Annotated in this window: 14 protein-coding genes; all 14 read left to right on the forward strand. The window is 40.2% G+C overall.

Going from position 1 to position 12228, the window contains the following annotated elements:
• Positions 1-25: 25 nt before the first annotated feature.
• Positions 26-1777: a M23 family metallopeptidase gene (locus BR02_RS0109745; RefSeq protein WP_031516625.1), complete on the forward strand. Its 1752-nt coding sequence runs from the start codon at positions 26-28 to the stop codon at positions 1775-1777.
• Between the two features lie 69 nt (positions 1778-1846).
• Positions 1847-3670 (forward strand): hypothetical protein, encoded by a 1824-nt coding sequence (locus BR02_RS0109750; RefSeq protein ID WP_031516627.1) that lies wholly within the window; start codon positions 1847-1849, stop codon positions 3668-3670.
• 253 nt (positions 3671-3923) lie between these two features.
• On the forward strand, positions 3924-4445 hold the full coding sequence (locus BR02_RS0109760) for a hypothetical protein (protein ID WP_031516631.1): 522 nt from the start codon (positions 3924-3926) through the stop codon (positions 4443-4445).
• 162 nt (positions 4446-4607) lie between these two features.
• Positions 4608-5240, forward strand: a complete 633-nt coding sequence (locus tag BR02_RS0109770; protein ID WP_238442452.1) for an SAF domain-containing protein — start codon at positions 4608-4610, stop codon at positions 5238-5240.
• Entirely contained in the window at positions 5241-6134 is an 894-nt protein-coding gene (locus BR02_RS0109775; RefSeq protein ID WP_031516635.1) for a CpaE/TadZ family protein, read from the forward strand.
• On the forward strand, positions 6135-7487 hold the full coding sequence (locus tag BR02_RS0109780; protein ID WP_051688256.1) for a TadA family conjugal transfer-associated ATPase: 1353 nt from the start codon (positions 6135-6137) through the stop codon (positions 7485-7487).
• Positions 7484-8317: a type II secretion system F family protein gene (locus BR02_RS0109785; RefSeq protein WP_031516638.1), complete on the forward strand. Its 834-nt coding sequence runs from the start codon at positions 7484-7486 to the stop codon at positions 8315-8317. The genes BR02_RS0109780 and BR02_RS0109785 overlap by 4 nt, the downstream gene beginning before the upstream one ends.
• Before the next feature lie 3 nt (positions 8318-8320).
• On the forward strand, positions 8321-9139 hold the full coding sequence (locus tag BR02_RS0109790) for a type II secretion system F family protein (protein WP_031516640.1): 819 nt from the start codon (positions 8321-8323) through the stop codon (positions 9137-9139).
• A 41-nt stretch (positions 9140-9180) separates the two neighbouring features.
• Positions 9181-9336, forward strand: coding sequence for a Flp family type IVb pilin (locus BR02_RS15115; RefSeq protein WP_420795390.1), 156 nt, complete (start codon positions 9181-9183; stop codon positions 9334-9336).
• Between the two features lie 55 nt (positions 9337-9391).
• Entirely contained in the window at positions 9392-9646 is a 255-nt protein-coding gene (locus tag BR02_RS15645) for a hypothetical protein (RefSeq protein ID WP_031516642.1), read from the forward strand.
• The gene (locus tag BR02_RS0109805) at positions 9643-10161 is read left to right on the forward strand and encodes a prepilin peptidase (RefSeq protein WP_031516644.1); all 519 of its coding nucleotides are present in this window, start codon (positions 9643-9645) and stop codon (positions 10159-10161) included. The genes BR02_RS15645 and BR02_RS0109805 overlap by 4 nt, the downstream gene beginning before the upstream one ends.
• A gap of 150 nt (positions 10162-10311) precedes the next feature.
• Complete coding sequence (locus tag BR02_RS0109815) at positions 10312-11193, forward strand: hypothetical protein (protein WP_031516646.1); 882 nt, start codon at positions 10312-10314, stop codon at positions 11191-11193.
• Between the two features lie 97 nt (positions 11194-11290).
• Positions 11291-11509, forward strand: coding sequence for an AbrB/MazE/SpoVT family DNA-binding domain-containing protein (locus BR02_RS0109820; protein WP_031516648.1), 219 nt, complete (start codon positions 11291-11293; stop codon positions 11507-11509).
• Positions 11506-12054 (forward strand): copper amine oxidase N-terminal domain-containing protein, encoded by a 549-nt coding sequence (locus tag BR02_RS14840; protein ID WP_051688257.1) that lies wholly within the window; start codon positions 11506-11508, stop codon positions 12052-12054. Before BR02_RS0109820 ends, BR02_RS14840 begins: the two co-directional genes overlap by 4 nt.
• The last annotated feature ends 174 nt before the right edge of the window (positions 12055-12228 follow it).

Genomic DNA, 12228 nt, shown 5'->3' on the forward strand with positions numbered 1-12228 from the left:
TTTCTTATTATGAGGAGTTGGTTGCATGAAGCATTTGGCCAAAAATGCTGTCAAAAAAACTGCCAAAAAGGCAGTGAAATTTGCAGGCCGTAAACTACTACTAATCCTAGCCCCTTTTATACCTTTAATACTTATCTTTTTAGCAGCATTGTTTTTCATAGCTCTTTTGGTGGCATCAATATATGGTAGCATGGCTCCCCAACATGCCATGACTGGTGTGGAACAACTGCCGGAAAAAGATAAAGAGATTATTCGCCACTACAAAGATTTGTGTGGTTTTTATAACGTAAAAGACACATGGCTAATTAACGAAGAAGCTGCCACGCCAGAACGAGGCGGAGCATACGAAAGCACACCCGATGCCCCTTTCTATCCCGGCACAGGCACACAGAAAATAGGTGAATTAGTAGACCGCTTCCGCAACGACTATAAGTTGCGATTAGAATGGCCGGTTGTGCATTCCGTTGGGTTATTCTGGGCTTTTTCCCAAGGCGAGTCAGAAATAAGCGAAAGTATGAGAGAGAAGTTTGCAGAAGATACTCACCCTTATTATTACTATAAAAAATCACAGGTGATTACCACAACTACGGGCGAAGGCGGGGAAAGCACGACTTCTATAAGAGAAGTCTACCTCTTAGTTGAAGCTTACACCATTTACGGACATTACCAGTATCACTATGAGTGGCATACTACGTATGGAGAAAATTCAAGTACCACTGCAGAAAGGTTAAAAGATATCCAGCAAATATTGCCTAACAGGTGGCAACGGTTTGATGATTACATAATAGAAGCATACGAACTTAAAGCTGACGATGATATAGAGTTAAACCGCACCTTTGTTCTAGAGGCAGCCGAAGGATACGACAAACAAAAAGAATGGATGGACTGGTTAATTGATAAAGTAGGGTTTCAATATTTTGTATCATCAGCTATGATACCCCCTGACCTCATAATGTATTTTAAAGAGGCAGAAGAAGAGTATGGTATTCCCTGGTGGTTTTTAGCAGCTGTATCTTTTCAAGAGAGCAGTTTTAACCCCCAGGCAGAAAACAGCAAAAGCAAGTGTTATGGCTTAATGCAGTTAACACCAAGCAACTGGGAACACTATTCGGCCCTGCTGGGATTTGATCCGGTACATGACCGTGATAGCCCACGTGCTCAAATAATGTGCGGTGCTTACATGTTGGCTAAATTAGGTTTGGAAAATGTTGATTGGAAAAGGGATGATTGGCAGGAGCAAACTTTACCTATACTTACTTTCTACGGAGGATTTGTAAAAGTACCAGCAAATAAACCTTATGATTCGCCAGAAGAATGGTGTCGGGCAGAATATGCTTCTAAAATATGGGACGTTGCCGAAGGATTTACTAAACATGGTTCTGCCATCTGGCCTGTGCCTGGATATACCCATATCAGTTCTTACTACGGCTGGAGAGATGATCCCACAGGCAAAACTGAAAACAGGGAGTATCATGGTGGGATTGATATTCCTGCAGATACCGGTACCCCCATAGTATCGGTATCTGCAGGAACAGTAATTGTAGCTGCCAGTGATCAATGGAATGGCAACCATGTTAAAATACGCGATGCTATGCATCAGTATACTTACTGCCATATGGATTCTATTGACGTTAAAGTGGGTGATATTGTGCAACCAGGGCAAGTAATCGGCAAGGTAGGTAGTACAGGCAGGAGTACCGGACCACACCTGCACTTTGAAGTAGTTGACTTAACTAACGCTTGCAGGATAGATCCGTTAACATTATTACAAAGATAGATTTAGAGGGAGGTACTAAAGATAATAAAAGTATTACTGGCAACTGGTGTAGAAGATTTAGACAAGTCTTTGGTAGATCATATATCTAATAATGCTACACCTGATATTGAATTGGTTGGAGAAGTATATTATAGAGAGGCATTAAGAGACCTTCAACAAGAGGTAGACGTTGTAATAATATCGGAATCACTGCCGGGCACTGAAGATTTTGTAAGTTCTACAATTCTTCATCTTAGGGAACTTGGAATAAGGGTAGTTTTACTGCCAGGGGACGAGGAAAACGAACGAACCAAAGAACTCATTAATAAATGTACTCCTTTGGGTGTTTATGATTATGTATTCAATACTGTAACAATAGATGAAATTGTCAGCAAGATATTAAAACCCTCTACCATTAAGGATGTTAAAGAAATACAAGAGGCACAGAATGATGCTGATGATTCGCAAAAATGGTTTGCTGCTAAAAAGAATATCTCAGATGTTAGGCAGTATTTATTGCCGGGTTCACTGCTACAGGACACACAGTTTTCTACCATGAAAACTAATTACGATAAAGAAAATGCTAATGACGAGACCAAAAAAGAAAGTTTTTTGGGAAGGTTTTTTAATCCCCCTGAAGCAAGGGTTGAGCAAAAAGAACAATTCAAGGAAAGCCCCACTACAAGCAAGGTATTGCCCATACAAGAAACCCCAACAGTGGTTTTAGGTTTGGGAAACCAAAATTTAAACGATTGGTTTAAAAATACTTTTTCTGGTCTAGTGGAAATATTGGCATCAACCACTACCCCTGATGAATTTAAACAAGCTGTTGGTTTTTACAATCCTGATATTGCAATCATCATGCGACCCAGTCCTATGGGTGGGTTACCGGAAGCAGATGTATTAGCAAAGTGGGCAACCCATCAAGTACATGCTGTGCTTTTTGTTGCAGGTGAGTTAGATGAACAGGGTACAGTTATGGCAGATACGGTTAAGTCCGCAGGAGGACATGTTCTTTCCTGTCCTCCTGGCGAAACCATTAGCGGGGACGAACTGGTACTGTTGATGCGGTCAATTATTACAGAGTTGCCCAAAGAAATAAGTAGTGAAAATACAGAAGTTAAAACACCCAAAATTCCAACAATAAACTTAGAGGCTCTAAAAAAAGAAGCATCTCAACTGTCTAGTGTTTTAAAGTTAAACGGCAAAAAGAAAAAGACAGCGGAAATAAAAATACCAATTGAAAACATGCCCCGGCAAAATAATAAGCAAAACACAAACCCCACTGCAATAGTCGCAGGGGGGCTTTTTGCTGTAGTCTCTCCATGGAGACCGGGGCTTGCAGGAAGTATTGCCGCGGAAATAGGTAAGATGTTGGCAGAAGAAACAGAGGGGCCTGTTGCAGTTATAGGGGCTACTGGACATAGCACTGCAGCATTATGGCTTGAAGTGCCTGAAGAAGAGTTAATCTTGTCTGACTGGCGGGTGCCCGGTTCACAAGCACCCGTTGTTATTAACAATATTAACATTTGGGCCGTTGACCCTGTTAAGTCGCTACATACTAAAGTAGAAGAAGAATTGTTAGATTTAGTCGCCAGCGTAAGACAGGCGGCTACATACACCGTAATAGATTTAGCAAGTGACATGGAGTTGGCTCAAAAGTTAGTCTATCAGAAAAATGCCGTAATACTGGTTGTTCTTCCGGGTACTGATCTGGTGGAGTATAAAACCTCGTTATTTTGGCTTAATCGTCTTAAAGAAGGCAAGGAAAATATTGTTACTGGTATTGATTTAAGGGGGGTGTCAATAGATATGCCTGAAGATATTAAACCTACGGTGGTTATTGAAACTAATCCCGCTGAAACCTTAAAGAAAGTCTTGAAGAAGAATCTAGATGAGTTTGTGTGGTTGTAATGGGAGGATGCAATGGGCTCAAATATTTCTCATTTAATTGTTGCGGTTATCAGTGTGATAGCAAGTGTTGGGTGTTTTTGGTGGTTAAGCAAACTAACTGCTTTGTCTTTTTTGGTTAAGGTAGGCCTTACATGGGTTATTATTGCAGGGATTGCGATCTTAATATGGCTAGTGCTGTTTTTAATAGTACTAGTAGTGAAAGTATATTGCACTTTAAAAAATATAGGCTAATTGATACCGAGGAGGTAAATTAATGAGTAATTCTAAAAACTGCCCTGATAACCATTTTATTAAAGTAGGTCAAGCTGATACAGGAATAAAGACTACAATGCACAAACATGAGGTTCAATTAGATGTATTAAAAGAGTTCAATAAATTGCATGGATCACAAAGACCAACAGAAACATTACAGAGGTTTCTTATGTCACGACGGGTAGAAGTAGAAGTCAAACCTGGTACAAAGATGTGTACCGGTATGCTTGATGGCAAGAAGGGCTTATCCTTTGGAAGAACTATGGGGTCAGAAGGCTCCCGTATGAGCTCTTTTAAAAACATGTTGAGCAAGATAGAACCCTCAAAAACAAAAGTAATAGACCCTAAAAGTGAGTGGTTAGATAAGGAAAAAAACTTGTCCAAAGAACTGCCTTCCATGGAAAACAGATTTACCAATGCACTCAAAGCTAAACCAGGCCCTCCTTTAGCTGGTGAAACAAAACCAGAAGTTGATTGGGCTGACATTATCTGCAATAACACACAGAGGAAAGAGGAAAAATGAGAGATTATAAAATCTCTTTATCAGGTAGAATTAACGCTGCCTTAATTGTAAGTGTCTTAGTAATTAAGGTTGCTTTATATTTGTCCGGGATGTTAGTGGAATGGTCAGAAGTATTGATTATACAATTAACCGATAAGTAAGGGAGAGTGCAGATAATTGAATATGTTAAAAAAATATCTACACATCATATTAGCTATTGCCTTAGCTGTTGGTGGTGCCACAGCAGCATGGTACTTTATTCAATCCCAAACCCCAACAGAGAGGGTAGTAGTTACCAAGGGTAAATACCAAGCAGGAACAGTGTTAACGCAACATCACATTGGCACAAAGTTGGTGGGTAAAGCTATGCTGCCAGACGGTGCCATAACAAGCCCCGAAGATGTTATCGGTAGAACTCTAACTATGAGTGTTTTAGATGATGAAGTTGTCCGAGCAGATCATTTAATAGCTGGTCAAGGTAATCTAAGCGCTAGATTAGTTACAGTTGCACCAGGTAGAGTGGCGGTAGATTTACCGCAGGATGCAGCCGCAGGACTTAGAGGAATAGAGGTAGGCGATAGGGTAAACATCTACGGCGAAATAGGTATTGTAACCGGTGATGGTCAAGATGCTACCATCGTAGATAAAGTAGCCGAAAATGCCATAATCTTATATGCCCCGAATCCTAATGACATGGCAAGCGGGGTAGCAGCAATTATCATAGCTTGTGAACCCGAAGAAGAAAAAATAATAGCTGATGTACTCACTAGGGGTAAAAGGGTAACCCTTTTCTTACAGCAGGAAGGGGTGCAGTAAGTGTTAGGTAAACTTATTAATCTTGCCAAGAAAAATAAAGAGTACCAAGAAGAAGAATGTCCGGTACTTTGGCAACCGGGGGAGTATGCAAGTAGCGATGAAGAGACAAAAGAAATAACCCACCTACATAACATACCGGTTAAACCACAAGCAATAACTGGTAGGGGTATGGTTTGGACTGTGCAATCACCGCAGGGTGGAGATGGTGCTACAACAGTGGCCACAAACCTAGCAGCACTTCTTGCAATAACAAGTCCAGAAAAGGTAATAATTATTGATTTAGACGGTATTGGGGCTGTGCGTTCCAGAATGGGCTTACCTGTCTCCCAATGCTTAGTTAATATTTTAGACTGGCAGGATATAACTTCTACCACAGACATGCAAAGGGCTATGGTATCCCACTCAACGGGAGTTATGGTAGTGCCTGGCGTTGTGCACTATGACCATATGGAACAGATAAACCCAAGGTTTCTTTTCAACATGCTGACAATTTCAAAAGAGCGTTTTGACCATATAGTGTTAGATTGCCCACCCATTAGTTTTAACCCTAATACTTGGGCAGCAGCATTAGTTTCTGACTGTATTATTACAGTATTAAAACCGGATCGGACAAGCCTTGACCTTGCAAGAGACAACATTAGCTATATTCACAGGCTAGATTGCTATAATCGGTCCTTTGTAATTTTGAACCAGTCAGGAATACCTGGGGGCCTTAAAGCAACAGATTTACAAGACAACCCCGAGATAGGTATAGATATACACTATACATTGCCTTACAGTGTGTTTGTGGCTGAGGCAAACAACCGAAGGGAGCTGGTAGCAAGGGCAAAACCCAAAGATGTTTTTTCAATAGCATTAAAGGACTTAGTTAAGAAAATGGGGGGAGAAAGATAAATGAGTTTAGATACCGAATTGATACAAAAAATATCCTCTCTCTGCGGTGAGCACCGGCACTTTGAATTTATAGATGACACCGTATCATCTGACCAAGACGTTGCTATGAGTAATGTACCGGGGCTAAGCGTTGTAGACTATGACCGTATTAGGGTGTATGTACAGACAGAATTAAGAAGGCAGTTAAAGCCGGAGGAACAACGTCGGTCAAGAGATCCACTGGTTAGGTCAAAGCTTCGTTCTATAGTAGCTAGGGCTTTAGTAGCTAATGATATACCACTAGGTCAAAATGCAGCAGAAAAACTGGTTGATGAACTGGGTAATGACTGCTTAGGTTTTGGCCCAATAGAACCATTCTTTTTCGACAAAGACGTAACTGAAATGATTTTCAATAAAGATGAAATACGAATTGAAAAGCATGGAAAGTTAGAGTTAATAGAAGGTGTTGTTTTTAAAAGCGAAGATCATATTAGAGATGTATTAGACAGAATGATTGCTCCCACTGGTAGAAGTATAAGTCCTAACGTGCCTTGGGTTAATGCAACACTTTGGGATGGTAGTCGTTTAATTGCCCAAATCCCTCCGCTGTCCCCGGAGGGAACGCTTGTGACTATACGCAGATTCCGAGATGATATGACTATAGAAAAGCTGTTAGAAAGAAAAGCATTTTGTTCTAAAGTAGCCAAATTTTTAGAAGCAGCGGTGGTGGCTAAGCAAAATATAATTATTTCTGGTGGTACCGGTAGCGGTAAAACCACAACCCTGAACTGCGTGGCCAGTTTTATACCTAAAAAAGAAAGTATTATTACTATAGAAGATCCCTGCGAACTACAACTACAACACCCCTTTGTTAGAAAACTGGAAGCAAGGCCACCCAATAATGAGGGTAAAGGTGGCATTACACAAAAGCAGTGTATTGCTTTTTCGCTGAGGATGCGCCCGGACAGGATTGTTGTGGGTGAGGTTAGAGAAGACGAAACCTTAGCGATGCTACAGGCCATGAATACCGGACACCCGGGCAGTTTATCAACGATTCACTCTGACAGCGCCTATGAGTGCATAGATAGGCTATATACACTGATTAGCCAGTATTCCACCATGCCAAACGAAGCGATATATAATCAAATAAAGACCATTGACCTAATTGTGCAAGTAGTGCGTGAAAAGGGTGGTAGACGTAGGCTAGACCATATCGTAGAGGTAAACGGAATAAAAAAGGACGATGTAACGGGCACCATTACTTTAGATTTAAACACTCTAATTCAGTACGACAAGAAAACCGATAGCTTTGTTTGGGTGGCTAAAGAGTTTAAGCGGAAAGAGATTCTGATTGAAGGAGGTTGGCAGCAGTGAGCCTCCTTATATTATGCCAAATTCTAGTTGCCCTTTCGGTGATAATGATATTTTTCGGACCCAAAATACTTTTTAAAAACAGATATGTCCGGTACAAGGATGAAAAGCTTGAGAGTGCCAGCGGAGTTAAAACATCCTCAAACTACATTGCTTTAATTGCTGGTTGTATCGGAGGTGCCGGAATTGCCTATGCAGTAACAGGTAGCATGTTGTTTACACTGCTGGGGTTAAGCGGAGGTTTTTTTGCTCTCAAGTGGATGCAAAAGAAACAAGAAGAAGATCGCAAAGAACTCTTGCGACAACAATATCCTGATATACTATCCCAACTAGAGGCAGCCAGTAGGGGTAATTTAAACCCTTATCAAGCCCTAGAAGATACAGTACCTAACCTGCCCCGCCCAGCTAGAGATATATTCTATGAAGTGCTGCGCCGGGTAAGAACAGGCCAGAGCATGTCAGACTCACTAGATGATGTTATTAAAGAGACTGGTTGGAGGGATCTTAAAACACTGTCACTAGCCTTTAAACTTAATAGCCGAATGGGTATAGATATATCAAAAATCTGTAATCATGCAATTGAAGCCCATTACGACAAAGAAAGCCAGCAGGGGCAAATAAGGGCGGCTACTTCCCAAAACGCAGCAACCATTAAGGTGCTAAGTGGATTGCCTTTCTTTATTGTAGGAGTTGCCAGAGCAGTATCGCCAGAGTTTGCAGCTCCTCTATTTAATACTTTAGGGGGAGGTATCTTTTTTGCTTTATGCGTCCTTATGATAGTTATGGGTAACTTAGTGGCCAAAAATATGATAGTTAAAACCTTGGAGGGGTGATGAATGGAGCTAAATGTACTGGCTGCAACATTAATAGCATTGTCGGTTTTGGTGGCAGTTGGTGGTCGTAAAATTATCATGCCAGCAGGTGCCAATGTCACTAATGTTAATACTGAAAAAATATTGCTCAAAACAGGGGCTAAGTATACAAGTGAAGAAAATAAGGCTCTCCTTAAAAAGAAGATTGATCAGGCAGGTCTTGAGCTTGAACCGGAATATTTTATAGGGTTACAAATAGCTCTGCCAATATTGAGTATCGCAGTGCTACTGCCTTTTGTAATACTAGGATTAATTGACATCATTTGGGTAATTTTACCTGTGCTGATATTATTCTTTCTGCCCCGTGCTTGGCTAAACAAAAAAGCTGAAGCTAGGGTAGCTAAACTTAATAACGAATTGCCTGATTTTTGTATTAACTTTGCATCGGTTCTGGATTCTGGAGCCGATTTTTTAACTGCTACCACAGAGGTTTCGCACTCCATGAAAGGAGAACTAAGCAAGGAGTTTTTAAGGGCAGTAGATGATATGGCTGTAGGTAAAAGAAGGACAGACGCCCTATACGATATGGCTAATAGATGCGGTATACCCGACCTCACAAACTTAGTCAGGCGCATTGATGAGGCCCAGCGATATGGCACGCCTTTAGCAGATGCAGTAAGATTTCACACTGAAAAAATAATGCAGAGAAGAAAAAACGAAGGTCAGGAGAAAGCAGGTAAGTTAGTAATTAAGCTTTTGTTTCCAATAATGATCTTTATTTTACTGCCGATGATGGGCTTATTGTTTTTCCCCGTAGGCTATCATTTAATGCAAGCATTTTAAGTCAATAAAATAGTGAAAGGTGGTGAACTCACATGAAGGAAATGTTAACCAACTTGTATTCCGATGAAGATGGTCAGGGTATGGCTGAATACGGTCTAATTATTGCTTTAATAGCCGTAGTAGTTATCGTGGCCTTAACCGCAATAGGAGTAAAAATTAGAGATAAGTTTGAGGATGTCAGTGATGCTCTTAGTTAATTGCTTAACCCCCCTGGTTAATTAAACCCGGGGGGTTTTTGCTTTTTATAAGGGGGTGATACATCTGCAAATACTAGACTCTGCAGGTATAGGCGATTCGTTGCTGCTAATAGGCATATTGGTTTTGGTTGTTGCTCTGGTAAGTATAGTTGGTAAGGCATTAAGTGATATGTTTATATCTTTTGGTCTAAGTTCTAAAAATGCACTGTTTAGTACAATAGGAGTGTTTGCTTTAGTTTTTTATGTACTAATTTGCAAGACCAGTTTTTTAGAAACGTGTAATTGGCTAACAAGGGTGGTGGCAAATTGACATTACTGGTACAACTGGGGTTAGCTGCTACCTTTGTAGGGATAACCACCTATACTGATGCTAAGCAAATGAAAATTTATAATAAGCACGTATTTCCGTTTTTTTTAATAGGGTTTGCCCTAGCGGTCATAAGTAAAAATTATGAACTGTTGATTAGTGCAGTCATAGTATTTGGAGTGTTCCTTTTTATTTATAATGGTGGGAGAGTTATGTCAAAGCTAATTGCTTCTATGGGTGGTCTACCCCTTTCCTCTGGACAAAAACCTATGGCCGGGGGAGATGTTAAACTTGCCACCACTCTAGCTTTGTATCTTGGTTTTTTACCAGTGCTATACGGCACTATTTTGGCATGTGTGTTTATGGTGGTTTTAGCAGGGATTAAGGCTTGGCGAACCACTGGCAACTCTATGGCTGTAGCGTTTGTAGCCACTGGTAAAATGCCAGCTAAACCAGTTCCTATTGGCGCATTGATGGGGCCTTGTTCTTTGGTTATAGCACTATTGTTTTTAATATAGAACGGGAGGTGTTAGGAGGAAGATGGATAATAACGAAAGTGCAGGTTTGGCTTTTTATGTGAGTGCATGTCTGGGTATTTATGTTTTTACTTCACTGTTGTTAAATTTTACCCGAGTTAAGTAAGAAAGATGCGAAGAAAGGAGTGCGAAATGGACTATCAGCCATCAGTTAAGACAACAACAGTTCATCACAAGAACCCTGCTGCATTATTAGGAACTTTATATTTGATATGTTTTTGTTTAATGTTACCTTTCTATTTGACTTACTCTGGAAGTCAAATACTGACTGAATCGGTAATGCTATTATTATCCCTTGTTGCAATAGTTGGGGTGCATATACTTCTTAACTGGGCATATTGTTTGGCAAAAATTATTCCAATAACAATGTCTATTATCCTTTTTGCAACTGGTTCTATAGTTTGGGTAATGACACCCCTTTTTATGGCTCCTTTAGAAATGATATTAGGAGTTACTTTTGGCACTATAGATATCTTTACAAGAGGTGTTGGCAGTAGTTTTATGGTAGGCGTTTCCGGCATGATTGGTGGTGTAACAGAAACCGTGTCCCGGATAGGCCAACTCCTTATGATTATTGCAGGTTGGTTTTGGTGGTTAGCAGAAAAAACATCCAAACTTGATCAAAAAGCCCTCGGTTTTTACCTCATATGTTTAGCTGCTTTTGGAGTGATAAGTGGTTTAGCGTCCCTGTACGGGTTACTTATATTTTTGTATTTTTGGCTAATAGTTTTGTATCAACTAGAGGGTAGGGACGACGTTCCTAGGTTAAGGCTAATCTTTCAACTGGTAGCTACGGTTATTATTGCGCTTAAAGTACCGACATCGATAATTTATACAGAAATGACAGTAACTAATCAAATATCAAGCTGGTTAAGTGCTTATCAGAGCCTGCTTATGATAATTATGCTGCTTGTCGTATGGAAACCAAACATGCTTGTTGACGTAATGCCTGATAAAATTAAAGAATTAGGTAGCAATATATTAAATAATGGCAAGGCATTTATTAAAATTTAACAAATTCCCCCTTGACAAGATATGGTAGTGGTAATATGGTAAGAATATAGTAAGTAAATAGTAAGTAAATAGTAAGTCAGTCAGGGGGTATAAAGCAATGCTTAGGCAAGTAACATCAACCATTACCTCAAAAGGACAAACTACCATACCAAAAGAAATAAGATACATGCTTGGGTTAGAAGAAGGAAACAAAATAGTATATACACCATGTAAAGAGGGTTTTATCATATCTAGGGCAACAGATAAAAATAACATTTGTCCTTATTGTAAAGGTACCGGTCGATGTAAAAAAAATAAGGAGAGTGATAGTTCATGATGAAAAGAATGTTGGTATTTTTTATGATGGCGATGATGATGTTTGCAGCCCCGGCTTTTGGCTCTCAGCTTATTGTACCGGGTGATGGTGGGGGTGGTGTTGATAATTCTCCAATAACTGGTCATATTGGTGAAGACACTACACCAACTCAACCACAACAACCAGTCACACCGCCACCACCGGCACCACCTGCTGGTATTACAATCATTGTTGATGGGATAAAGGTAAATCCCGATGTAGCACCGTATGTAGACAACAACTACCGCACCCAAGCACCCTTTAGGGCAATTGGTGAAACCCTTGGTTGCACAGTAACTTGGCTAGAATCAGAACGTAAGGTAATGGTAGAAAAAGAAGGCTTTAAAGTAGAGATGGTAATTGGGCAGCGATCCTTTACTGTCAACGGTGCAACCAAAACCATGGATACATCACCTGTTATTAAAAACGGCAGAACCTTCATTCCAGTACGTTACCTGGGCGAAGCTTTAGATTGTAACGTGGAGTGGATAGATGACACGAAAACTGTAAACATAACTAGCAAGTAAACAAACCCGGCGCAAGCTGGGTTTTAGCTTTGTCCAAAAGGAGGTATATATAGTGAGAAAAGCCTTAATATTAGCCTTGATGATAGCACTAACATTATCATTTAGTTTTTGTGCATTTGCAAATACCAGTAGCGGTGATGTAACTACCTTTGGTTTTAATGACAACCGCAATCG

It is taken from the genome of Desulfofalx alkaliphila DSM 12257 (assembly GCF_000711975.1).
In the GTDB taxonomy this organism is placed as follows: domain Bacteria; phylum Bacillota; class Desulfotomaculia; order Desulfotomaculales; family Desulfohalotomaculaceae; genus Desulfofalx; species Desulfofalx alkaliphila.